This window comes from Flagellimonas hadalis, from assembly GCF_007785775.2.
Classification (GTDB): Bacteria; Bacteroidota; Bacteroidia; order Flavobacteriales; family Flavobacteriaceae; genus Flagellimonas; species Flagellimonas hadalis.
The window spans coordinates 1-25,955 of sequence record NZ_VNIK02000002.1 but is presented as its reverse complement, the minus strand read 5'-3'; the positions used below and the strand labels follow the sequence as shown (position 1 = coordinate 25,955).

The following is a 25,955-nucleotide window of genomic DNA, read 5'->3' as shown; positions in this document are numbered from 1 at the left end:
ATACTTGTACTTGCTACTTTAGTCTGCTAGTTCGGCCAATTCCTTGCCCACCAAACTGCCCAGGGCCACACCCATTCCGCCGAGACGCACCCCGCAGAAAACCGAATTGGAAACTTGTGTGACCATCGGGGTCTTTTGCGCGCCCACGCCCATGATACCGCTCCATCTGCGGTCTATTTTTACCGGCTGATGGGGCAAAATGATGTTGTGGAGCAATTCCTCCAGTTTGGCCTGTATGGTCTGGGTCTGTCCAAATTCCATGGTTTCTTCCGTTTTGAAATCGAGGTTGCGGCCCCCACCAAAAAGAATCCGATCATCAATGTTCCTAAAGTAGTAGTACCCCTCCTCAAAATGGAACGTACCCTTGATCTTTAGATCTTTGATGGGTTCCGTGATCAAAACTTGGGCACGTGCCGGCCTTACGGTTTCGGTCTTCAACAATTTGGAAGCAAAACCATTGGTGGCCACAAAAACCTTTCTGGTCGTGAACTGAAAATCGGGGGTTACAAGAGTGGCTCCATTGCCCTGTTCCAACAACTCCTCCACTTGTATCCCATTTAAAATGGGAACCCCTTTGGACAAACACTTTTGGATGAGCGCATGCATCATCTTGCCCGTATCCAATTGTCCCTCAAATTGATGGGTGATATATTTTTCGCGAATATGCCCAAATCCAAAGATATTCCCAGTGACCACAAACGGGTTTTTCCCAAAAACGGGTTGGAGCAGTCGGTTCAAATGCTCCATTTGTTCCAAACAGTTTTCGTAGAGTTCAGGATTGTTTTCCGCAAAAAGTTCATGCCCTCCCCTTTGCTCGAAACCGATGGTCTTATCTCCCAAAAGTTGCCGAAGGTTATGAATGCCCTCCCAGCGTTTCTGTACGAGGTTCACCACCTCTTCCTTGGAATGTGACCTCAGGTCGGACAATACTTCGGAAATGCTCCCGAAACAGGCAAACCCTGCATTTTTGGTACTTGCCCCTTGGGGCAAACTGCCCTTTTCCAACACCAAAATCTTGCTCTTGGGATACCTTTCCTTAAGCTGAATGGCACAGCTCAGGCCGACAATGCCACTACCAATGATGGTGAAATCCACATTGGAGAACCATGATTTATATTCCCAATAGCTGAGTTGCATAAAATAAAAACCCCGATCAGATCGGGGCTTGTATTATTAATGATTGTCTTGATATTTTGGATCCATCTTGAACCCTTCCATGAATTTGGTGGTGTAATTACCCGCCAAATAATCCGGATGGTCCATCAACTGGCGATGGAACGGAATCGTGGTCTTTATCCCTTCTATCACAAACTCGTCCAGGGCCCTGCGCATCTTGTTGATGGCCTCTTCCCTTGTTTGGGCCGTGGTAATCAACTTGGCGATCATGGAATCGTAGTTGGGCGGAATCATATAACCGCTATACACGTGGGTGTCCAAACGTACCCCATGCCCACCTGGAGTGTGTAGGGTCGTGATTTTTCCCGGGGATGGCCTAAAGTCGTTATAGGGGTCCTCCGCATTGATCCTACACTCGATGGAATGCAATTTTGGATAGTAGTTTTTTCCTGAAATCGGCACACCTCCCGCTACCAAAATCTGCTCTCGGATCAAATCATAGTCCACAACTTGCTCTGTGATCGGGTGCTCCACTTGGATACGGGTGTTCATCTCCATAAAGTAGAAGTTCCGGTGTTTGTCCACCAAGAACTCAATGGTTCCCGCACCTTCATATTTGATGTATTCCGCAGCCTTTACCGCTGCTTTTCCCATTTCTTCCCTTAGGGAATCGGTCATAAAGGGCGAAGGGGTCTCCTCGGTCAATTTTTGGTGCCTACGCTGCACGGAACAGTCCCTTTCGGACAAGTGACATGCTTTTCCGTACTGGTCTCCCACCACTTGTATCTCGATGTGTCTGGGCTCTTCGATGAGTTTTTCCATGTACATGCCCCCGTTGCCAAAGGCAGCAGTGGCTTCTTTCACGGCACTCTCAAAGTTTTTCTCTATTTCTTCTTCGGACCAAATGGCGCGCATTCCTTTTCCCCCACCACCTGCAGTGGCCTTGATCATTACAGGGTAACCCATTTTTTTGGCCTCCTTCTTGGCATGGTCCACATCTTTCAACAGGCCTTGGGAACCTGGAACGGTAGGTACACCGGCTTTCTTCATGGTTTCCTTGGCCGTGGCCTTGTCGCCCATTTTGTCTATCTGCTCCCCTGATGCCCCAATGAACTTGATATCGTGCTCGGCACAGATCTTGGAAAACTTGGAGTTTTCGGAAAGGAAGCCATATCCGGGGTGGATGGCATCTGCATTGGTGATTTCCGCTGCAGCTATAATGTTGGGGATCTTCAAATAGGACTCGCTACTTGGCGCGGGACCGATGCATACGGCCTCATCCGCAAAGCGCACGTGGAGGCTCTCCTCATCGGCCTTGGAATATACCGCCACGGTCTTGATCCCCATTTCCTTGCAGGTACGAATGATCCGCAGTGCTATTTCCCCCCTGTTTGCAATCAATATTTTCTTGAACATAGAATACAATTTTAAATTCTGGATTCTAAATTTTAAATGGTTTTAAATAACTAACAATTAGTCAATTAAAATTTAGCATTTAAAACTATCTATGATGGGTCCACTAGGAACAATGGTTGATCGAACTCCACTGGGGAAGAATCATCTACCAATATTTTGACAATCTTACCGGAAACCTCGGATTCGATATCGTTGAAAAGTTTCATGGCCTCGATCACACAAAGCACGTCTCCCTTTTTAATGGATGTACCTACCTCAACAAAAGCAGGTTTGTCCGGGGAAGGTTTTCTGTAGAAGGTCCCAATGATGGGGGATTTTATGGTAATGTATTTTGAATCTTCCGTCTTGGGTGTGGCTTCCGAAGCGGGGGCTGCGGGAGCGCTTGCTGCAGGAGCTGTGGCCACTGGGGCTGCTGCCGGGGCCTGGGCCATTGGAATTTGCTGTACAATGGTGGTTTCGGGATGATTTGAGTCTCCTCCGGTGCGAATGGTGATCTTAAAATCCTCCATTTCCAACTTTACCTCACTGGCACCCGATTTGGCCACAAACTTGATTAAATTCTGAATTTCCTTAATGTCCATCGAATATGAATTTGTTAGTTGCGTGATTTATGAATTATAGGCCCATTTCAAATAAATGGATCCCCAAGTGAACCCTCCCCCGAAAGCAGCAAAAATAAGGTTGTCCCCTTTTTTCAATTGCTTTTCGTAGTCATACAACAACAAGGGCAGTGTGGCCGATGTCGTGTTTCCATATCGGTCAATGTTGATCATGACCTTACCGGGCTCCACACCCATCCTATTGGCGGTGGCATCGATGATCCTTTTATTGGCCTGGTGCGGTACCAACCATTGCACATCTTCGTGGGTAAGGTTGTTGCGCTCCATGATCAATGCGGAAACATCGGCCATATTGGAAACGGCAAACTTGAAAACGGACTTGCCGTCCTGGTACACATAATGTTGTTTGTTCTTCACGGTCTCTTCGGAAGCGGGCAATATGGAGCCGCCTGCGTCTATCTTCAAAAACTGTCGTCCGATACCATCTGAGCGAAGGTATTCGTCCTGAAGGCCGAGACCTTCCTCATTGGGTTCAAAAAGTGCTGCGCCCGCACCGTCCCCAAAAATAATACAGGTGGTACGGTCCGTATAATCAATGATGGAGGACATTTTGTCCGCCCCGATCACCAATACTTTTTTATACCTGCCGGACTCGATATAACTGGCCGCTGTTGACATTCCGTACAAAAAACTGGAGCAGGCCGCTTGCAGGTCGTAGGCGAAAGCGTTTACCGCTCCTATCTCCGAGGCCACATATGCTGCCGTGGACGCGACCGGAAGATCGGGAGTTGCCGTTGCCACCAGTACAAAATCAATCTCGGACGCATCTATCCCCCTTTTTTGGAGCAGATCTTCCGCGGCCTTGATGGCCATGAACGAGGTGCCCGCATTCTCCTCTTTTAAGATTCTACGCTCTTTGATTCCTGTTCTCGTAGTGATCCACTCATCGTTGGTATCTACCATGGTTTCCAACACTTTATTGGAAAGAACGAAGTCTGGAACATATCCTCCTACAGCTGTGATCGCTGCTGTTGTTTTTTTCATTTTAGCCTCTCTTTTTTTGTCAAAAACAATGGTATTTGACCCAAAAGCGGTGAAAATTAGTCATTTTATATGACTTTCCCGCCAAAAATGCCCCGTTTTTGGATTTAACAGTGACCCATAAAAAAACTCCCGCTGTCTTGTAACGGGAGTTGGTTTATGTAGTGGAGTTTACGGTTAGGCCGCAGTTTCTTCCTCTGTTTTGTCGATCAATACCTGACCTCTGTAGTACAATTTGCCCTCATGCCAATGAGCTCTGTGGTAGAGGTGCATTTCACCTGTTACAGAATCTTTGGCGATGGTGGGTGCCACTGCTTTGTAGTGGGTCCTTCTTTTGTCCCTTCTGGTCTTCGATGTTTTTCTTTTAGGATGTGCCATTATAAACCTATTTGTCCGTTAGTAACTTTTTTAAATCGTCCCATCTGGGATCTGTTTTGTCCGTTGGTTTCTTTTTTTCTTTTGGCTGCAGCTCTTCGAGCTTTTCCAAGATATCCGACTTCAACGTTCCGTCCGCAATACCGGGGTGTACCCTTTTTTGAGGAACGGCCAACACCAACATTTCATATATATATTGTGCAATGTTGAATTGGTGCTCTCCGTGGGGTATGATCAGGATCTCATCGTCCTCATCATTGTATTCTTCCCCAAACTTGACAACGAGCTGCAAATCTGAGCTGATGGGCTGGTCATAGGGCTCTCCCGTCAGGTCGCAATCCACATTCACCGTTCCCTTGGCCTTGATCTTCAGCTCCATCATGGTGCCCATCTTTTCCAAGATGGCCTTTACCTGGATTGAAGCTCCGTTAAACTCTTGGTAGTCAAAAGATTCAAAGAACGCATTTTCAATCTCGTACACAAATTCATGTTTTCCCAGCTTCAGACCTGAAAAAGGGATATTAAACTCTTTCAGCTTCATCATTTCTACACTTAAGGTTTGTGTACCAGCCTCTAAAGGCGGGTGCAAAGATACTACTTATTTGCAAAACTGCAATTCCACAGCAAACAAATATCACTTCAGGGCCAACTTTTTAGCTTGCCCGTCGTGTCTTTTGCTTTTGCAATGGGTTTTTGGTCAATTCCAGATACTCGGTCCTGTTCCTGAATACCTGTATCGCGGTGAACACGGCCTCCTTGAACGAGCTCTCGTCCGCCTGTCCTTTTCCTGCAATTTCATAGGCGGTCCCGTGGTCCGGCGAGGTGCGCACCTTGTCAAGTCCAGCTGTGTAATTCACTCCTTTTCCAAAGGAAAGGGTCTTGAAAGGAATCAACCCTTGATCGTGGTACGCGGCCAAGATCGCATCAAAGTTCTTATGGGTGTTGGACCCAAAGAAACTATCGGCCGAGTAGGGCCCATAGACCAGTGTACCCTTGTTGAACAGTTCTTGGATGGTCGGTTTCAGGATTTTATCGTCCTCTTCGCCAATCGTGCCATTATCGCCACTGTGCGGGTTGATGCCCAGCAGCGCGATCTTTGGCCTCCGGATGCCAAAGTCCATCTTTAGGGATTTTTCCATGGTCACCACTTTGTTGCGGATCAATTTTGGGGTTATGGCCTGTGCCACATCCTTCACCGCAATGTGATCTGTCAATAAGCCTACGCGCAAAGAATCGGCCACCATGAACATCAGGCTTTCTCCCTTGAGCTCTTGGGCCAGAAAATCAGTGTGGCCGGGAAACTTAAAGTCCTCGGCCTGTATGTTGTTCTTGTTGATCGGGGCCGTCACCAAAACATCTATGGTGCCTTCTTTGAGTGCCTGCACAGCCGCCTTCAGCGATTGAATGGCATAGGCACCCCCTTCCTTGGTGGCCTGGCCATATTCAATTTGGGGAACTTCCTTCCACACGCTCACGATATTGATCTTACCCTCAACGGCTTGGGAGGCATCCCTTACCCCATTGAAGGTCAGGTCAATCCCTAAATCGTTCTTTTGCTGGGTTATGGTCTTGTTGGATGCGAAAATGACCGGGGTACAAAAATCCAACATCCTTGCATCCTCAAAGGTTTTCAACACCACTTCGCACCCAATTCCGTTGATGTCCCCAATGGAGATCCCCAACCGTATTTTTTGACTTTCTTCCATAAAATCATTGCCGTTATGGCTACTTTTGCATTACAAAACTAGTCAATTAATAAGACACATGTTCACAGGGATCATAGAGACTTTGGGGAAAGTTGAAAAGCTTGAAAAAGAAGGGGGCAATCTGCACCTCACCATTTCTTCGGATATTACATCGGAACTGAAAATAGACCAGAGCGTATCCCATAACGGGGTGTGCTTGACCGTGGTTTCCCTTAACAACGACCAATATACCGTGACGGCCATAGAGGAGACCCTGAACAAGACCAATCTTGAGGAACTTACCTTGGAAAATGAGGTGAACTTGGAACGCGCCATGGTGCTCGGTGCCCGATTGGATGGCCATATCGTCCAGGGCCATGTGGACCAGACCGCTGTGTGCACTTCCATTGAGCAGAAAGACGGCAGTTGGATCTTCACCTTTGAATACGATTCCAAATTGAACAACGTCACCATTGAAAAAGGGTCAATAACCGTGGATGGAGTGAGCCTTACCGTGGTGGATTCCCAAAAAGACCGTTTCAGCGTGGCCATCATTCCCTACACGTATGAGCATACCCGGTTCCATACCTACAAAGTAGGCACCACAGTGAACCTGGAGTTTGATGTGGTGGGCAAATATGTGGCGAGGCTTCTGGAACTTCGAAATTGATCTGGGTTATTTTCCCGATCCCAGAACCTATTATTCCCATAGGTTGATCAGATAGAATTTCAGATAACTTGTTGTTCATTCTAATTGGAATAGGTCAGTTCGTGTGAAATTCCAGCGGAATTTTGCCTGCCTGCGGTAGGCAGGTATCGAGAACAGGTCCTAGGCTAGAACTGATGGTTTTGACCTAAGACACCCCGAGTTGTGGGGTCGTTTTTTTGGGTTACTTTTGTGAACGAGTAAAAAATCTGCATGTTTCTCTCCGCTTTCACCGAAATTTCCGTGGCTGCTTGGGTCATGGCCACTACTGCCGTTTTTCTAATGGGCATTTCCAAGGCGGGGCTCAAGGGCATGTCCATCTTCAATGTGACACTGATGGCACTCGCTTTTGGATCTAGGGCGTCCACGGGTCTTTTTATTCCCTTGCTCATTGTGGGCGATATTTTTGCCGTGGTCTATTACAACAGGCACACCCAATGGAAATACATTCTAAAGTTTATCCCTTGGATGATTGCGGGCATCCTCATCGGGGTGCTTATCGGGAAAGACCTGCCCGAATGGGAGTTCAAGTGGGGCATGGTGGTGGTCATTTTTCTCAGTTTGGGCCTATTGTTGTGGTGGGACAGGCGAAAATCTGAAAGGGTACCCTCCCACTGGGCGTTTGCAGGTTCCATGGGAATCTTGGCGGGTATTTGCACCATGATCGGAAATCTCGCTGGGGCCTTCACCAATATTTTCTTTTTGGCAATGCGACTGCCCAAGAACGAATTTGTGGGCACTGCGGCCTGGCTGTTTTTTATCACCAACGTGTTCAAGCTGCCCTTTCATATTTTTGTATGGAAGACCATTTCCGCGGAAAGCCTGTTGATCAACCTAAAATTGCTCCCCGCCATTTTTGTTGGGCTTTTTCTAGGTGTTTTCCTGGTGAAAAAAATCAATGAAAAAAATTACAAGCGTTTTATTCTGATCGTGACGGCCATTGGGGCTGTGGCGATTCTTTTTAGATAAGAAAAAACTTTCAAGTATAAAAAGCCCCATCCAAATGGATGGGGCTTTTGTACTCAAAGAAGGTTCTCCTTATTCCGAAGCACCTTCATAAATCGCATTGAAAATGAGCTTGTACGTGCCTCTGGGCTGTGCCCTGAACTGTGGCCTGAAGGCAAAAAGGACACAAGAGCCCTTGCCATATTTGGTCTTCACCAAGGCTGGCTTTTTCGCAATGTACCTTTGCTCCCCCAAAGCCCATCCGCTCATGAGCAGGTCCTTGGAGGCATAGGTGGCAATCACCTCTACTTCGGGGGCCGGGGCATCTTTGATGTCCTCTTTTCCTCCCTCACCGGTCTTGCTTTGCTTGTCTATCGTGAATGCCCTACTCCTATTAAAAGAAACGGCAACAGTGTCCTTCATGCCAAAAGCAATGGGATGCGAGGTGTCTACCCCTGTTTTGATAAGCGATCCCGGAATGAAGAAGTCCTTGCTGTCCGCTCCTTCCGTGGCATCGCGCAGTGGCAGTCCGAACTGCTCGATGACAAAATCACTGGCCTCGTCAAAAGCGATCAAGGTGCCCCCATCCTTCACATACTTGCTCAGGGCCATGGAGCCATCCAAGCCTATTCCCCCGGTAAATTTTTCCGGCATGTCCAAAACACTGTTCCCATGGAGTATGGATTTGGATCGTTGGGAGGGTAAAATGATCGCGTCATATTTGGACAGATCCATGGTTTTGATGTCCACATCGTGTAAGGTGTCCATGTCAAAGGCGTACTCATCCATCACAAAACGGGTCCACCCTTCATCCATATTGGACACCCACGATTTGTAGAGCCCCACTTTGGGCAGATGGATCTTGGTCAATTGGACTTCTGGTTTGGCGGCCAATCCGGTAAATTCCAAGCCATATTCTTTGGAAAGGGACTCCACTAGGGCTTCGTCCCCAGAAACGACAAAAGATCCTGCTGGAAAAGTTGATTTCCCTGCCTTGAACTCGGTCATGGCCTTGAAGGCCGTTCCACCTGATTTCAAAATTTTGTTGGTGGCGGCCACCGAGGCATTGGTATTCACGCTAAGGGCATATCCGAAGGAGCCATTTTTGGCAATACTTCCTTCATAGTAGCTCACCTGTGGGGTGGAAACCTTTTCCGTGGGGGCCTTGAAGGCTTCCTTGATCTTGTCCACATCGATTCCCATCTGCATGGGCAAGGTCCATCCGGCCAAATCGTATGGGGTATCCGGCGGACCTCCAGGATATTGGAAACGTGTGGGGTAGTCCTGCTTTTCCATCAGGTCCAGAAGGTACGGCCTGAAGGCTTGGCCTGCATAGATCACATAGGTGCCCTTTTCATATTTTTTGCCGTTCACGGTAAAGTCTTTTGTGGCCTGTTCCACCTCAATGCCTCCACGTAGAAGTACGTTTACCAAATTCACGGCCTCAAAGGAATCCCATTGGTTTTTGTCAATGATATAGGCAAAAGGGCCTTCGGTCCTGCCTTTTTCAATGGCCGATTTCCCCATTTTATAGATGTTGTGCAGGTAGTTCTCCTTTCGGTCCGCAGCCAGGTCCAATGTGGCCCAAGTGGCCGTCAACATATAGTCCACAGCATCCCTGAAGTGCGACTCGCCTCCTTTCCATGGGTCTGGGTACATAATATCCGTCCCGTCCGTGGGAGTTCCTCCGGCAACGGTCTTGGGCAATTTTTCGGGATCATAAAACCTTGGGGTTGGTGTGGTATGGCCTGTTTCGGTAAGGATGCCTATCATATTGTGGTAATAGGGAACGGTGCGTCCGCCGCCATTCCAGAACATGGTATAGAAGTTATCCGCAATGGCCCCAGGCATGTTTTCCAATGAAAAACGCTTGGTCATGGCCGAGCCCACCTCACTCACCGCGGCAGTGACCGCCGGATGTATCTTGGGGTTTACCGGATCGGCGTAGGGCGGAAGGGAAATCTTGGTCCAGGCCGGGGAAGATTGGTGGTGGTTGTACACAATCTGTGGGTACCATTCGTTGTAGAGAATTTTGGTGACATTGTACGTTTCCGGCATGTTGTTCATGAACCAGTCCCGGTTGTTGTCGTGGCCCATATAGTAATGGTACAGTATCGGGGGGCGGGAAGTTTCATAGGGTGTGCCCATGTTCTTTCGGTACCAGTCCACCACAATGTCCAATCCATCAGGGTTCATTACGGGCATGAGCAGGGTGATGACGTTTTCGCGGATGTTCTTCATTTCCGCGGTTTCGGAAGTGGCCAAGGTGTAGGCCAGCTCGGAGGTCATCTGCCCATGTGCGAGTTCGGTGGAGTGCATTCCCCCATCGATCCAAACAATGGCCTTTCCTTCCTGGGAAAGTTTTGCGGCCTCTTGGTCGCTCACCGATGCCCTGGCCAACTTGGCGCCGATGTCCTTCCATTTGTCCAGTTGTGCCAGGTTTTTCTCCGAGGAAATGAACAACAGGTACATTTTTCGGCCCAAAACGGTTTCGCCTATCTCAATTTTTTTGATGCGGTTGGATGCATTGTCCAATTGGGTCAGGTAATCTTCAATCTGGGCATAATCCGCCAGTTTGTAATCGTCTCCCACCCTAAATCCATATACATCTTTGGGGGATGGGACTTTCTGCGCCTCGGCCAAAGAAGCGCAGGCCAATAAAAGTACTGCGGCCAGCAGTGCTTTTGGTGCCTTGGTTTTTGAAATCATTTTTGAATTAGTTTGAATTTTGTTGAAAATTAAGGATTTGTAGGGAGGAAATTAAGCGAATGTGGATTGAATTATCCATACTATTGCGCTTTTTGGGTTGATGTACGACTCACCACTAAAAATCAGTTATTCCATGACTGCCTTTTTTCTTTATGGGCTAAACGCAAAGGGCCTCCCAAATAGGAGGCCCTTTTACTATTGTATAGCCGAATCTATTCGGACCAAGCCTTTCCGCCTGTGAGTTCCTGCAAATCTCCACAGGGAACATACTCCCCGGGTATGGGCAAGTAGGCCAGTACTTCTTCTCCGACCATCTCGGAAGACTTGTAGGCCCATATGGCCAAATCCCTGAGTTCGTTGGCAAATGTATAGCACGCCACTTCCGAATCCAGAGTGGTCTCGCCCCCTTGTTGTATGGTCTGAAAATAGTTCATCACGGCCTCCCTGTGCGCATCCTCTTCTTCGTCGGTGCGCTTCCGAAGATAGGTCGTCAACACGGAATCGATATCTTCCGCCTCCAGGTCCGCCAAGTTGTCCTTTCCAGAGCTTTCCAAAATCTTATCGTAGAACTTCCCCATCTTCATCATGGTGAAATCCCTTTGTTCCAAGGGCATCACCTCATCCATGTAGGAGTCGATAAAGGTGTGCACGTTCACCTCTGTGGCCGATGGTGTATCGGTCTTGGGAAGGATCACGTCCAGGGTCAGGGCCAAGGCCTGTCCTTGTTCCTTGCTCAGGAAGCTGGGTACCCATTCGGCATAGGATGGCTTGTCCTTGCAGCTTTGGAGCAGGCTTAACAGTGTAGGGGTTGCCACGGCGTAGCCGAAGGCCATCCCCATGTTCTTGAGTGCTGATCTTCTTTCCATTATATGTTTCCTTTTTTAAGTTCTTGGGCGGCATGGTCGGCGGCCCTTGCAGTGAATGCCATGTAGGTGAGCGAAGGGTTTACACAACTGGCCGAGGCCATAAAGGCGCCATCGGTCACAAACACGTTCTTACAGGTGTGTACTTGATTGTAGCCATTGACCACAGAGGTCTTTGGGTCCAGTCCCATACGCGCCGTGCCCATTTCGTGAATCCCGAGACCGAGGGCCCCTGGGTTGTCAAACGGTTGAACATCCCTCAAACCTGCTTTGGTAAGCATTTGAACGGCCTGTTCTTTCATGTCTTCCCGCATCTTCCATTCGTTGTCCCTAAATTCGGCATCAAAAGTGACGGTGGGAAGCCCCCATTGATCCTTTTTGTCATAATCAAGGGTCATTCGGTTGTCCTCATACGGAAGTACCTCACCGAAACCTCCCATTCCAAAGGTCCATCCACCGGCATTCAGCATGGCGTCCTTATATTCCTTTCCGTGGGAAAGTTCTGCTACGGTCTGTTCCCAGTTGCCTCTTCCGGCTCCTCCTTGGTATCCATAACCACGGATGAACTTGTCGGAATTGGTTCCTTCGCCCAAATTCCTGAACCTTGGGATATAGATGCCGTTCGGCTTTCTTCCTTTATAGTATTTGTCCTCATAGCCATCGAACTTGCCACTGGCCCCGACGCCGAGGTGGTGGTCCATGATGTTTCTTCCCAATTGGTCCGAGTCATTTCCAAGACCGTTGGGGAACCTATCGGAGCGGGACTGCATCAAAATGGAGCTTGAAGCTATGGCCGAGGCGCAAAGGAAAATGACCTTGGCCTTGAACTCGAACTCTTCTTTTGTTTCCCTATCGATGACCTTGACCCCTGTTGCCTTTTGGGTATTGGGGTCATAAATGACCTCGTGAACGATACTGTCCGGCCTTAGGGTAAGGTTGCCTGTTTTCTCCGCTGCGGGCAAGGTAGATGACAAACTGCTAAAATAGGCCCCAAAGGGACACCCTCGGATGCAACGGTTCCTATATTGGCAACGCACACGGCCGTCACCCTCAAATTTTTTATCACTGTTGATGTGTGCCGTACGTCCTGCGGTGACGACGCGACCGTCAAAATTTTCGGCCACTTTTTCGCGGAAATGCTGCTCCACACAGTTGAGCTCCATCATGGGCTCAAAAATGCCATCTGGCAATTGGGGCAATCCCAAGGCTTCACCGGAAACACCGATATAGCTTTCCACCTTATCATACCAAGGGGCAATGTCTTTATAGCGTACGGGCCAGTCCACGGCGATACCATCATTTTTGTTGGCCCCGAAGTCGATGTCGCTCCAGCGGTAACTTTGGCGGCCCCACATAATGGAGCGGCCTCCCACGTGATATCCCCGCTGCCAATCGAAACGCTTGGTTTCGTTGTAGGGGTGGTCCACATCGTCCACGAACCAAAAGTTATGGGCGGAATTGCCCAAATAGCCCGTCCGTAATTGCTTTTCCTGTCTGGCCTTTTGCTCCCTTGTCAATTGTCCGCGGTGCGGAAGGTCCCAAGCGTCCAAGTTGGCCGTTGGGTAATCCTCGCGGTGTTTTTTCATAGGGCCACGTTCCAAGACCAGGGTCTTCAGACCTTTCTCGCACAGTTCCTTGGCTGCCCAACCGCCACTGATGCCCGTGCCCACCACGATGGCATCATAGGATTCCTGTTCCTCGTTGAAATAAAATTTGCTCATTTAGTATATTCTTAGTCGGCTCAATTTACCAATTATTATGAATGCATGGACTATGTTTCGCTGAATAACAACCCTTTATCCGTAAAAATGAAATGGGATGGGGTGAACAGAATGCATGAAAACCTTGGTTAAAGTAGAGATTTACAGGGATATAAGTGTTGAAACAACCCTTATGGTGTGTGGTGTTAAAACTAAAAACCCTTCCAGACCAGTCGTTTGGAAGGGTTTTGACGACTAACTCCCTACTTATAAGTTTTAACTGTTCATCCTTTTTGGATGTCATTACGGTTGTTGGTGTAGAAAAATTACTCCGGCCTGAAAACCCATGTCCATCCCGTACCTCCCTCATTGTTGGGCACATACAGAATCATTTCATCCTCGGTCAGGGAAATAATCGTGTACACTCCATTGGGGTTTCCCCTAGGTGCTTCAGCCCCTAAAATATTGGCCCCTGTCACTGTCAAGGTCTGGTCTATAACACTTAAAACAAAATTTCCTTCCACTGGATCCGCCGATGGCCCAGAATAATAGGTATAATTGGCGGCACCATCCAAGTCAAATACCATTCTTCCTGCTGCATCAACGGGTGGACAACAATCTCCTGCTGCATTCCACCAAGCGGTCTGCCATGACGCTGGATCATTGTTGGGTGACATATACCACCACATTCCCCCATCGGGGTCTGGACCCCCGTCAAACACCCAGGTCTTCCCCAAAGCGGTCTCTTCTCCCACCAGATCGTACCAATCTTGATCTAGGGAATGATCCAATTGATCAATCTGTACTTCTATGGTCTTGGAAAAAAACTCGGCCCCCAAGGTCCCTGTGAAGGTGAAGGTTGCCGTTCCCGGTATAGGGTATATGAATTCGACCCTATCAGTATAGGCTCTTCCGAGGTTATAGTCCCAATACCCGGTAACACCTGGTGTTGTCATGTGAAGTTCAATCTGATTGCCCCCTTGTGTACTTTGAGTTGCCACAAGTTCCACTCCTGCCACATCGGTATTGTTCTCTAAATAGCTTCTGTCCTCTATAGGCTCACAGGACATTAGAGCGATGGCTGCGTACAAGCTCGCCAACATTATGATCGTAATTCTATTTTTTTTCATCTCTGTTGAATTGAGTTATTGTTTTAATCTACCAACCAGGATTCTGTTGATATACCCCATTGGAAAGCCTGACCTCAGTTTCTGGTATAGGAACCAATCCCTTGGTCTCGGGTCTGTACTGCACACTATATTTTGCGTCTATTCCCGAGTTCCTAACATCGATGGTCTCTCCGAAGGCCGATTCCAGATCGCCCCAACGTACCAAGTCAAACCATCTCAGTCCTTCGAATGCCAATTCGTGCATTCGCTCTTGTTTTATGGCATCCAAAGAGTATCCTACGGGCCCTAGGCCCACCCTTTGTCTGACCAAGTTAAGACCTGTATTGGTACCTGATATCTCCGAGTGCATCAAGAGCACATCGGCAAACCGCATCAATATATAATCCTGGGCCGCCCAGAGCTGCATGGGATCCCCGTGGTTCATATCATAGAGATAGTAGAACATGCCCCGCACTCCATCGGCACCATCATGTTGAACAGTAGTATACTTTTTATTAAAATACCCTGTTTCGTGGTCACCTTTGTCCGCCTCATATCCATCTGTTCCTTGATCTGCATTTCCCAATTCGATAATTGACCCCTCTTTTCGGGGATCGGCGTTGTCCCATTGGTTCCAGAGCTTCGGATTTACAGTGCCCCAACCCCAGCCTTGCCCGAAAGGCACCATGGAGTTATCCCTAATTCCAAAGAATAGGGGCATTCTGTTGTTGTATTTTTGACCCTCGCTCCAATCCCAGTTTCCGAAGGCATACCGAACCATGAACATGGTCTCGTAGTTTCCAGTACCAAAGGTTGGTGAGTGTCCATCCTGGCCCACCCATGATAGTCCTTCCGCATCGGCCCATGGCAATACTACGGCTCCAGCACTTTGGTTGACGTAGGAATAAGGCCAAAGGTTCCTAAAGTCAGAGGCCAACCCATAACCACTGTTATCTATACAGTTATCCAAATAGGCGAGTACCTCACTGCTCCCCAATGTGCCTCCCGAGGCCAATGGAAGCTGATCTGTGGCCTGCCCCTCGATGTTTGTCATATATCCTGTATAAAACAGATATGCCCTTGCCAAGTATGCCTCGGCAACCCATTTGTTCGCATGCCCGTACTCAGAAGTCGGAATTTGCTGGAACTGAACTGATGGCATAGTGTTGATTGCAGCGACAAGATCTTCGGCAATCTGGGCAAAAGTTTCGGTAAAAGATGATCTGGGCGCATCGCGAGGGTCGTCAATCTTAAGTATCAATGGCATACCACCAAAGAACTTGGCCGCCCTGAAATAATAGAAGGCCCTCATGAAATATGCTTCCCCTATGGCTTGGGCCTTGAATGTCTCTGCTTCTGTCGCTGTATCAAAATAGGATGAAAAATCGGCTTCCTCTGTTTTTTCCAAAATGGCGTTCGCCCTAGTGACCCCATTGTAGGTCTGAATCCAAAGATCTCGATATGTATCTTCTTCCGGGTCTTGGAACTGATCTACGTTCTTTGCCGATTTGTCATCGGGTCCGCCCCCGCCCAACATCATGTCGGAGAGGAGGTTGGCCGCTATGGCCTCATCACTGTGTACCCCGCCCGTGTACATGGCATTATAGACCCCTGACATGGCCTCTTGAATGTCTTGTGGCGTCTGGTAAAAGTTATCCAGACTCTTTTCATACAGGTTGTCGGTCTCCAAAAAGTCCTCACTACAACCTATCATAACAGACATGATGGTCAAGGACAAAAGGTATATTGATTTTTTCATAGTGTGTTTTATATGGTTAAAAGTCGATACTAAGCCCGAACATCACTGTCCTTGGCAGGGGATAAAGCCCTAGGTCTATTCCTGATGCCCAGCTGGCATCATGGCCAAAAGATACATCCGGATCCATTCCGTCGTACTTTGTGAAGGTGTACAGGTTGTTCACTGCACCATATATCCTTATTTCCGAGATGTAGTCTATATTCGAAAGATACCTGCCCAACTTGAAGCCGACCGTAAGGTTATTGATCCTGAGGAAATCGGCATCGTGCATATAGATGTCAGAGATAAAGTTGGTGTTCCTGTTGGACACCGAACTCATGCGCGGCAGTCTATTGGATGTGCCCGCCCCGTGCCATCTATCAAAAATTTCGGTCGTATAGTTTTGGTCAAAATTATCCGAAAAGGACCGGTAGGACTGCATCACTTGCATACCAAACTTTCCTGCCATGGTAATGTTGGTGAAAAAGCCCTTGTATTCCATGTCCAACTGTATGCCCAACTGGAAATCGGGGTTGGGATCGCCCAACATCACCTTGTCCGCCTCATCAATAATACCGTCTTGGTTTTGATCGACAAACCTTACGTCTCCTGGACGCTGATCACTAAAATATGGTGTCCCGTCGGTAGGTTTTACATAAGCATCCACTTCCTCCTGTGTCTGCAAGATTCCATCTGTCTGGTATCCATAGAAAAAGCCTATGGGTTTGCCCACCTCGGCCCTGGACACTTCTGCCGTTCCCTGGGCCAGTACCGAACTGGGGCCATGTATGATCCCATCGGCATTTGCAATTCTGGTGATTTCATTCTTGTTGTACGATCCGCTCAGCGTGATCCCATATTTAAAATCATTGGCCGAATCGTTCCATGACAGCATTGCTTCCAATCCTGTGTTCTCGATATCCCCTCCATTCACATAGGGGGCACCGGCACCCGATGTGCCTTGAATGGGTGCCACGACCAACCAATCCTTGGTGGTCTTTTTGTACCAATCGAAGGTTAGTCCGAGCCTAGACTGGAGCAGCCTCATGTCCACACCAAAGTTTAATTGTTCCGATGTCTCCCAAGTGACATCGGGATTTGTAACCCTTGCAGGAACAGCTGTTGGCTGGGAAATGGGCTTTGTGTCCCCGAAAAAATATCCCGGGTTCAGGTATGCTATGTTGGAGCTATAGATAAAATTATCTATGGACTGGTTTCCGTTTTGTCCCCAGCTGGCCCTTAGCTTGGCAAAGTCAAGTACCTCCTTGGCCCCTGACAGAAAATTCTCTTCTGTAAGGATCCATCCTGCCGAGAGGGATGGGAAATAGCCCCATCTGTTCCCTTTGGCAAAATTGGAAGAGCCATCGGCACGCATGGTGGCCGAAAGCAGGTATCTTTCCTTATAATTGTATTGTGCACGTGCAATATAGGAGAGCAGTCCACCACCACCTGCGGCGTTGTCCCTGCCCCAAGTGTCTATTGAGTTGACATCCGTCTTGTCCACATTGTCCAAATAGGCGTATTCGGGAAAACCGAAACGGGTGTTTGCCTTGGAACCGCCCACATTGGTGTTGATCTGGTTTTTGTACATCTCATACCCCACTAACGCATTGACCTGGTGGTCCCCAAAGGAACGATCATAAGAAATGGTATTGGTCCAGGTCCAGTTATTCCCAAGGTACTGGCTTTGTTCGGCCCGGTCGTTCGTATTGCTGTACAGTACCCCAAGGGCATAAGTGGGTGCCCAAGAACGACTATGTCCGAACCATGCATCGATACCATACGATGACCTTAATTTCAGGTTTTCGATGGGTTCAATCTCCAGATACACGTTTCCGACCACTGTATTGTTCCGGTTGCCCAAATTGCTATAGTTGTGCCTATAATACATCACGGCCAATGGGTTTGTCTGATTGTTGGAAAGGCCGTCCAGGGTAGGGGTAAACCCATGTTGATCGGGGGATTGGTCCCAATAGGCCGGCATCAATGGATTTTGTACCAATGCATTGTGGAGGTCGTTCCAATAGATGTTCCCCGTGGCCACGCTCCTGTTCTCACTATTGGTGTAGGTGAGGTTTTCCCCAAGGGTGATCAGGTCACGTTCATCCTTCTTGAAAAGGGTGAACTCCGTGTTCATCCGCAAAGTAAGTCGTTTGAAACCTGCATTGGTCAAGCTGCCCCCAAGGATACCTGTCTGGTCAAAATAGGACATCCCAAAGGCATATGTATTGTCTTCCCCTCCTCCGGTCACGTTGATGGTGTGGTTGGCGACCGGCGCATTTCTCGTGCTCATTTCATTTATCCAGTTGGTCCCTTGCCAACCATTTTGGAGCATGTCCCAAATATCGACACCCAGTTGGGTTCCCAGATTGCCCGGATAGTTGGTGTCCAGCCATGCATTGTTCTGGAGAATTGCCTCCCAATTGTTGGGCTCCAGACCATCGTTCACCCTTCCTTCGTCCATGATATACATGTATTCCTGGGCATTTAAAGGGGAAACGTTCTTATAAATTTTTTGGAAACCATAATATGTATCATACCTCACATGGGCAGATCGGCCCCTTCTTCCCTTTCTGGTGGTGACCAATATAACTCCGTTGGCCGCCCGTGACCCATAGATTGCCGCAGATGCAGCATCCTTGAGCACATCCATCGACTCTATGTCGGAAGAACTGAGGTAATCGATGTTGCCCACTGCCACCCCGTCCACAATGTAGAGTGGGGAGGAGTTGCCAATGGTCCCGAGTCCACGGATGGTCACTTTGGTTCCTGCTCCCGGTTGTCCACTGTTTCTCGTGACACTTACACCTGGGGCAATGCCTTGTAAGGCCTCCATGGCCGTTGCGGTGTTCAGCCCTTCAATATCGTCTCCCCGCACGTTTAGGTTCGCTCCTGTGGTCAAGGCCTTTTTTTGCACCCCGTAACCCACAACCACGACTTCTTCCAAGGATTCCAAAGACTCCTCAAGAACAATGTTAATGGCAGTCCTGCCATTCACGGCCACTGTTTGCGCCTCCATTCCTATATAGGAGAAGAATAGTTCATCGGTAGTCTTTACCCCTTGGAGGGCAAACTTTCCATCAAAATCAGTGCTTGTACCGTTCGTTGTCCCCTTTACCAATACGGACACTCCCGGTATGGGCATGCCATTTGTATCAGCAACGGAACCTGTCACGGTCACTGTCTGTGCCCACATGAACATCGGACAACATAGCACCAAAACAATAATTAGTAATTTAGGATTTATCATTATGTAAGCAATTTTAGTTAGTATTTCAACAGAGTACCAAAGGGCCTTTCAACATTCCTATAGCACATACATGATGAGGAACATAAAAAGACCAATAATTACGACCACGAGAACTATTTCTGCGTATTCCCAATATTTTTCATAGAAATATTTTCGTTTCATCAAACAAATGTTAATTTTTTAATAATTACTCAATATCAAAATCGAGCCAGCAATCAACACAAATGTTGCAGAATCAAAAGAAAAATGCTTTTTGCTTCATATTTTATAGGGTATGGCACATTTGTTTTAGCGCTTTTTCTTCAACTTTTCAGCACACTACCCTCTAGAGCAATGTCATTTGGTAGGATATGTCATACTTCCCCAGAAAAAAGAAGTCAAAAATCGAGTAAGTAGTTGAAGGAAGGCAGGGAATATTTCCGTCGTTTGTATGCCAGGTCCAGATCTAGACCACAATGTGGGCGTAAAACGCTAGGTATGTCCCCAAGAAATAGTAATGCTCAATCCATATCGGTCATCAAAGCTTGTGACCTTTAAAGATCGATTTGCAGGATGGGGGTCCTTATGATATTTCAGGGCTGTTTTTCAGAGCGGCCAATTGGGTGGGGATGACCCCAAAATGGTGCTTGAAACATTTGGTGAAATAGGAAGGTGAGGAAAACCCGACCCTATAGGACAATTCCCCAATGTTGGTCTCCCCTCCATTTTCAAGAATCTGTTTGGCCACTTTCAGGCGGACGCTTCTTATGAACTCCGAGGCCGTCATTCCTGACAGGGTCTTGATTTTTCTATATAACTGGCTTCGACTGAGTTTAAGCTCTGAGGCCAAGGATTCTACTCCCAGAAGAGGGTCTCCAATATTGGCGTGGATATGTTCGAGTATTTTTTCAATAAATTCCTTGTCAACGGGATCCGTATGGCCGAATTCAACCTTTGTGCCGAGTTCTCCAAAGTATTTGTTGAAAATAAGCTGTCTAGTAGTGATCAATTGTGAAAGCCTGCTTTGCAACAATCTCATATCAAAAGGTTTCACCAAGTACTCATCAGCACCTTGTTCTATCCCCTGGATATGGTCGTCCGTCAATGATTTTGCAGTAAGCATCAAAACTGGGATATGGCTTGTCCGCATATCTCCCTTTATACGTCTACAAAGCTCATATCCATCCATTTCGGGCATTATCACATCGGTTAGAATAACATCGGGCAACAGCTGTTTTGCCAACATAAGCCCTTCTTTGCCATTTTTTGCGACCCTTGTCCTATAGTGGGCCGAAAGCTCTTTAAAGAGATAGTTTCTGAGCTCTGCATTATCCTCTACAATGAGCAGTGTGTGGGGGCAAGCCGTTTGGCCGACCTTATCCGATGGCACAATTGCTGTTTGGACATTGTCATATTGGTTCATAGCCTCTTTATGTATAGTAGGATCCTGCAAAATCTCCTGTTCGGTGAAGTGGGCATTCCCTGCGGGCAAAATGACCCTAAAGGTCGTTCCCTCTCCCAATCTGCTGTCCACCGTCACTTTACCCTTGTGCAGTTTCACAAAGCTTTCCACTACTTCCAACCCTATTCCGGTCCCGCCATAGTAGGTGTTGTTGAGATTCTGCACTTGATAAAAGCGTTCGAATATCTTTTCCAACTGGTCTTCATGGAGTCCTGGACCCGTATCCGATATGCTGAATTCCACTGCCTGGACCGGAACGACCGAATCCACCAATGGCAATAACACGGGTTCTTCGTACCGATACATTTCAATATTGATGGATCCCCCATCTGGCGTCACCTTGAAGGCATTGGAAAGGATGTTGAAGGCTATCTTCTCCAACATATCCGAATCTGCCCAAAGTTCTATTACCTGACATTGTGTGGTGATGTCCATTTGTATGCCCCTGGACCGGGCCTCTTCCTTAAAATGGTCGGTGACCCTGACCATAAAGTCACCAAGGCACAATTTGGATGCCCTTATCTCCACTTTATTGATCTCCAATTTTCTAAAATCCAACAGCTCGTCCACCAATCTGCTGAGCCTATTGGTATTCCTGTATATCGTCCTATGTTTTTCCCTAACGTCCTCGGGAAGTTGCAGAGCTGTATCTTTTAGAATATCCTTTAGCGGATTGGCTATAAGTGTGAGCGGTGTCCTAAACTCATGGGATATGTTTGTGAAAAATTGGAACTTCCTTTCGTTCAGTTCTGCTTCCTGTAGTCTTTTTTCCCTTTCGTTGGATACCATTTGTCTTTCCTGTATCCTAATGTTCGTCAACCAGTTAAGCAGGTAAAGGGCGGACAACAGCAATATGACATATAAGATGATGGCCCAACTTGACTTCCACCAAGGCGGAAGCACTTTGATCGCCAATGTAAGGGGTGATTCGCTCCAAACACCATCATTGTTTGAGGCTTTCAGTTTGAAGACATAGTTGCCAGGGGCCAGGTTGGTATATGTTGCACTCTTGGCATTGCCCACATAGTTCCATGTTTTTTCGTACCCTTCCAGATAATAGGCATAATTGTTCTTCTCCGGTCTTGTGTAGCTTATCCCGGCATACTCAATGGTGAAAACCGATTGCTTGTTGTTCAGAACAATGCTGTCGGATTCGGATATGACCCTTGCCAAGGGGGACCCTTTTTCCAGTGGGGTGACCTTTTGATTGAACAGTTTTAGATCCTTTAGATATAGTGAAGGTCTGTCCGTGTTTTTGATAATCTCTTCTGGGTCGAAATAGTCAATGCCTTGGTAACCTCCGAAATAGATATACCCTTTGTTGTCCCTAAAGGTGGAATTCATATTATAATCATTGGAAAGAAGTCCATCGTTGATGGAATAGTCCGTAAATTTTCCGGTACCTAGCTCCATTTTGGTGATGCCGGAGTTTCCCCCCAACCATATGTTTCCCCTATCGTCCCCTATAATTCCACAAACATTCTCTTGCTTCTGCCCCTTGTAGGTATTGTACCAGACAAAAGTGTCAGAGGTTTTATCGTATCTACAAATGCCTGCTCCTTTTGTTCCTATCCAGAGTATATCATCTTCAGTTTGATAGAGGGAAAGGATATGGTTGGCCGTAACAGGGTTGTCGTATTCCTTTTGCATACCTTCCTGCAAACCTTTCACTGAAAGTCCCCCGTTCTTTGATCTGTAGACCCTATAAAGTCCTTTGGTAGTTCCCATCCAAAGATCACCATCGTTATCGAACAATATCTTCCATATGAAATACCCGTTGGGACCATTCTGCCCAACTATATCCCCATGGTGCGCAAAATCCCCTGTTCCAGGACGGTATGTGTAGAGTCCGTTACGGTAGGAGCCAATCCAAATGTCACCATTGGGGCCTTCGTCAATACTCATCACCGTATTCGCCGTAAAAATGCCATTGGTGTTGTTTGGACTGTAATTTATGAAATGGGTAGACCCCTTTTTAAGAAAAAAGAGTCCTTTGTCCCAACTCCCGGCCCATAGGTTCTGATGGCTGTCCAAGAAAATCGTCTGTATGTAGTCGCTGGTCAGCCCCGAATAAGCCCCATGGGTCCTGGTATTGATATGCGTGAAATGGTTTTTGTCTGGGTCATAGATATCAATGCCACCACCATCCATACCTATAAAGAGTTTGCCGGACGAATCTTCCACTATGGATGTGACGGAACTTACCTGTAGGGAGTTTGGATTGTTATAGAGGCTCTCCAATTCGGGAAACTTGTCAAATAACGGATCATAGACACTCAGCCCCTTATTATAATATCCCATCCAAATTTTGCCGTCCCTATCTTCCAGTAAAGCCCAAATGGAATTGGACAGAATTCCTTTTTCATCCTCTTTACTGTACAAATATCGCCTCCTTACCGATCCATTGGGGTCCATGTGGAAAAGTCCATCGTTTTCCGTTCCACAAAGCAGGCTACCATCGGAGAGCTTGGTCATGGAAAGAAATGTGTTCTGCGAAATGGGAAAATGATCGGCCCCCGAAAGCAAGCCATTTGAGTTTCTGTTCACCCGGTAGAGTCCTTGGGAAAAAGTTCCTGCCCAAATACGGTCATCACCATCAATGACCATAGATCTGATGACACCGCCTATGCCAATTCCTTCTGATTGAACGCCCAACTGAACCGGAATCAGTGCCTTTTCGTGAAAATCCAGTTTCAACAACCCGTGGTCTGTTCCCACGTATACCCTGTCTTTGCTGTCCCGCTGTATGGCATGGATAGTCAACTCGCCCTCACCGGGCACTTTTGCTTCAACGAATTCCACCACATGTGTTGCTGGGTCCATTTGCAACAACCCTTGTCCATAAGTGCCAATCAACATATTTCCTCTGTCGTCTTCATTGAGACTGCTGACAGATACTTGCGAAGAGGTCCCATCGGCACTGAAAAGCCTGATTCTTTTGAATTGGTCCCGTTCGCGGTCATATAAATCCAATCCTTCATCAGTGCCGATCCATATTCGCCCCTTGGCGTCTTGATAGCTACAAATGACCAGACTGCTACTAATAGAGGTTTTGTCCCTAATGTCATTCTTATAGGAAACATGATCCATGCCATCATATCGATAGAGTCCCGAACCACTGGTTCCCACCCAAATAAAACCTTGATTGTCCTGCAAAATGGTATATATCCCCGCCTTGGACACATCTTTCATGACATTCACAAAAGTGAAATCGTCAAAAGTGTCCTGTGGGAATGCCACATCCATGAAAAACACGACCAAGAAAAAGGAGAGCATTCGCTTCATATGGTGCAAGTACTGATGGAACAATATTGGATTGGTTCTTCACCTATTTGAAAAAATCTTGGGCATGGTTCGCGCCACTTCTCGGTAGGCGTTGATTTGAGTTCCCAAAAATTTTAACTTCCTCTTCTGAACCTCTTCAAAACCACGGTGTGATTTGGAATTTGCCAAAACAAGACACAATGTAATAATAATATGTTAAAATTTTAAACATAATGTTGCCAAACCCCCTGTTCCGGTCATTGACGGACTTTATCCATATGTTTCATTCCTAACCATGAGGACCACATTCAACCATTTAGGAGAGCAGCTTGATAATCATGTAAGTTTTGTAGAAAACCTTGTCCTAAAGATCGGGGTATCCACAGAAAGGAAATTATAACAGCCCAATGGCAAAACGAAAATCCCTTTAGGCATTGTTCGGATGACAAGTAAAAAAACAGCAATGGCAGTCGATTGGTAGTTGTTAGTAACGCAATCAAAGAACCTTTTACGGAAATCAATTATGATTCCGGCATGCCGGTAAGCGAAAAAACCATTGCAGATGCCTAAAATCCCCCTCTCCATGGCAACGTTATGTAAGTAACCCAGATGTTTCGACCAAAAGTATGTTTGACCAAATCTATTCCCCGACCAAATATTCTATGGGCTTTTGTATAAAATGGACCGTATTGTATCCTTTTTTATGGGCTTCATGTTGGATCACTTCTTGCAAATAAAAGGCAATAGATCCGACAAAGTATATGGGACAGCACTCCATTTCTTCCCTGTAAGGCCTCAGCACATGCTCAAAAACTTTGTCAATCCCATCCTTGATCACCTCTTGCATGAATAGATGGTCTTGATGCTGTATCATGAATTGGGCAAAGTTGGCCAAATAAGGGCTAGGGTTGTCCCCATGATAGAGTTCTTTTACCAAGGTATTGTAAATCGTACTGGTCTTCAAAAATTTTCCGGAGATCTACAGGCATATATCTATAAGCATAGCTTCGGAGAAGTTCTCTTCCAAAGTAATTTCCGCTTCCCTCATCCATCACGTGGTAGCCCAGATCTGGTAGTCGCTTATGGGTTTGGACACCGTCAAAAAAACAGCTGTTGGAACCTGTTCCCAAAATGCAGACTACACCCGGCAAACCTCGGGTAGACCTCGCGGCCATTTCCAAATCGTCGGCAACAAAAATTTTTGCTTTTGGAAAATGCTTTTGGAACAAATTCCCCAATCCTGACTTGGATTCCTCATGATTACCGCCAGCGCAAAAGAACTCTACCTTTGACACACATTGGGGGATATCTTTTTTTACTTCTTGAAAAACTGTTTCTATTTCAACATCGGAGAGCAACATGGGGTTCACCCCCCATGGTCCTTTTTTGAAAAATCCTTACACCTTTGGAGTCATGACCGAGCCAATCACATTTGGTGGAACCACTCTATCCGCAATCAAAATCATATAGCCCTATTTCTTATAGAAATCATACCGTACAAAAGCCTCCATTGCAGCATAGCTGGCCAACCCAAGGGATTGGTATCGTTGTGCCGTTTCCTTGTTCCTGTCCTCGGCACGCACCCAAAACTCCCTCAGGTCTTCCCCTTGGAACATAACTCCATCCTTTTGGGTTTGATGAAAAAATATTGCCTTACGCTTTCTCAAGACCTGCTCCGGACTCATCGGGACGGCCATCTCTATCTCGTGTGTGTCCCACTCGTGCCATGCCCCGCGGTAGAGCCAAACCCAACATTCCTCCATAAAAGATTTTGATTTCAGGGCATCCAAGGAGGCAAAAAGGGCCTCCAAGCATACACGGTGAGTTCCATGGGGGTCGGCCAGATCCCCAGCTGCATAAATCTGGTGTGGTTCGATCTTTTCTATGATATCGTTCATGATCTGGATGTCCTGCTCCACAAGTGGATTCTTCTTGATCGTACCGGTCTCATAGAACGGAAGGTCCAAAAAATGCACCTGACTGTCCGGTATACCCATATATCGGGTGGCCCCATAACTTTCGCTCCTGCGGATGGTC

17 protein-coding genes and 1 pseudogene are annotated in these 25,955 nt (G+C 47.2%); 2 read left to right on the top strand and 16 right to left on the bottom strand.

All coding sequences use genetic code 11. The features are described from left to right. Positions 1-18 precede the first annotated feature (18 nt). The 7 genes from FOT42_RS04280 to pdxA all read right to left on the bottom strand — a co-directional run bounded on the left by FOT42_RS04280 (position 19) and on the right by pdxA (position 6,214). The gene (locus FOT42_RS04280; RefSeq protein WP_151889350.1) at positions 19-1,137 is read right to left on the bottom strand and encodes an NAD(P)/FAD-dependent oxidoreductase; all 1,119 of its coding nucleotides are present in this window, start codon (positions 1,135-1,137) and stop codon (positions 19-21) included. A gap of 36 nt (positions 1,138-1,173) precedes the next feature. Then, a complete protein-coding gene (accC, locus tag FOT42_RS04275) occupies positions 1,174-2,532 on the bottom strand; it encodes an acetyl-CoA carboxylase biotin carboxylase subunit (protein WP_151889349.1) in 1,359 nt (452 codons plus the stop codon). A gap of 89 nt (positions 2,533-2,621) precedes the next feature. After that, positions 2,622-3,113 carry an acetyl-CoA carboxylase biotin carboxyl carrier protein gene (gene accB, locus FOT42_RS04270; protein WP_151889348.1) on the bottom strand — a complete coding sequence of 164 codons (492 nt, stop codon included), beginning with the start codon at positions 3,111-3,113 and terminating at the stop codon, positions 2,622-2,624. A gap of 27 nt (positions 3,114-3,140) precedes the next feature. Then, positions 3,141-4,136 carry a beta-ketoacyl-ACP synthase III gene (locus FOT42_RS04265; protein WP_151889347.1) on the bottom strand — a complete coding sequence of 332 codons (996 nt, stop codon included), beginning with the start codon at positions 4,134-4,136 and terminating at the stop codon, positions 3,141-3,143. A 174-nt stretch (positions 4,137-4,310) separates the two neighbouring features. After that, complete coding sequence (gene rpmF / locus FOT42_RS04260; protein ID WP_072876398.1) at positions 4,311-4,511, bottom strand: 50S ribosomal protein L32; 201 nt, start codon at positions 4,509-4,511, stop codon at positions 4,311-4,313. A 7-nt stretch (positions 4,512-4,518) separates the two neighbouring features. Beyond that, positions 4,519-5,052, bottom strand: a complete 534-nt coding sequence (locus FOT42_RS04255) for a YceD family protein (protein WP_151889346.1) — start codon at positions 5,050-5,052, stop codon at positions 4,519-4,521. A 109-nt stretch (positions 5,053-5,161) separates the two neighbouring features. Beyond that, the gene (gene pdxA / locus FOT42_RS04250; RefSeq protein ID WP_151889345.1) at positions 5,162-6,214 is read right to left on the bottom strand and encodes a 4-hydroxythreonine-4-phosphate dehydrogenase PdxA; all 1,053 of its coding nucleotides are present in this window, start codon (positions 6,212-6,214) and stop codon (positions 5,162-5,164) included. Positions 6,215-6,272: 58 nt separating this feature from the next. Between pdxA and FOT42_RS04245 the strand changes: the two genes are divergently transcribed. Both FOT42_RS04245 and FOT42_RS04240 read left to right on the top strand, forming a co-directional pair. Continuing rightward, positions 6,273-6,863: a riboflavin synthase gene (locus tag FOT42_RS04245; protein ID WP_151889344.1), complete on the top strand. Its 591-nt coding sequence runs from the start codon at positions 6,273-6,275 to the stop codon at positions 6,861-6,863. A gap of 249 nt (positions 6,864-7,112) precedes the next feature. Then, a complete protein-coding gene (locus FOT42_RS04240; protein ID WP_151889343.1) occupies positions 7,113-7,868 on the top strand; it encodes a sulfite exporter TauE/SafE family protein in 756 nt (251 codons plus the stop codon). 69 nt (positions 7,869-7,937) lie between these two features. Here FOT42_RS04240 and FOT42_RS04235 read toward each other — a convergent pair whose 3' ends face one another. From FOT42_RS04235 to FOT42_RS04195, 9 genes and pseudogenes are all read right to left on the bottom strand, one after another. Further along, positions 7,938-10,553, bottom strand: coding sequence for a M14 family metallopeptidase (locus FOT42_RS04235; protein WP_151889342.1), 2,616 nt, complete (start codon positions 10,551-10,553; stop codon positions 7,938-7,940). 212 nt (positions 10,554-10,765) lie between these two features. Next, entirely contained in the window at positions 10,766-11,419 is a 654-nt protein-coding gene (locus FOT42_RS04230; protein WP_151889341.1) for a gluconate 2-dehydrogenase subunit 3 family protein, read from the bottom strand. After that, positions 11,419-13,137 carry a GMC oxidoreductase gene (locus FOT42_RS04225; RefSeq protein ID WP_151889340.1) on the bottom strand — a complete coding sequence of 573 codons (1,719 nt, stop codon included), beginning with the start codon at positions 13,135-13,137 and terminating at the stop codon, positions 11,419-11,421. The genes FOT42_RS04230 and FOT42_RS04225 overlap by 1 nt, the downstream gene beginning before the upstream one ends. 305 nt (positions 13,138-13,442) lie before the next feature. Then, positions 13,443-14,246, bottom strand: coding sequence for a hypothetical protein (locus FOT42_RS04220; RefSeq protein WP_151889339.1), 804 nt, complete (start codon positions 14,244-14,246; stop codon positions 13,443-13,445). 28 nt (positions 14,247-14,274) lie between these two features. Next, entirely contained in the window at positions 14,275-15,984 is a 1,710-nt protein-coding gene (locus tag FOT42_RS04215; protein ID WP_151889338.1) for a RagB/SusD family nutrient uptake outer membrane protein, read from the bottom strand. A gap of 16 nt (positions 15,985-16,000) precedes the next feature. Continuing rightward, on the bottom strand, positions 16,001-19,159 hold the full coding sequence (locus FOT42_RS04210) for a SusC/RagA family TonB-linked outer membrane protein (protein ID WP_151889337.1): 3,159 nt from the start codon (positions 19,157-19,159) through the stop codon (positions 16,001-16,003). Between the two features lie 616 nt (positions 19,160-19,775). Beyond that, positions 19,776-23,939 carry a hybrid sensor histidine kinase/response regulator transcription factor gene (locus FOT42_RS04205; RefSeq protein ID WP_151889336.1) on the bottom strand — a complete coding sequence of 1,388 codons (4,164 nt, stop codon included), beginning with the start codon at positions 23,937-23,939 and terminating at the stop codon, positions 19,776-19,778. Between the two features lie 619 nt (positions 23,940-24,558). After that, positions 24,559-24,882, bottom strand: coding sequence for a hypothetical protein (locus tag FOT42_RS04200; protein ID WP_151889335.1), 324 nt, complete (start codon positions 24,880-24,882; stop codon positions 24,559-24,561). A gap of 508 nt (positions 24,883-25,390) precedes the next feature. Then, positions 25,391-25,955 (bottom strand): annotated as a pseudogene (locus FOT42_RS04195) (PIG-L family deacetylase); the annotation flags it as partial.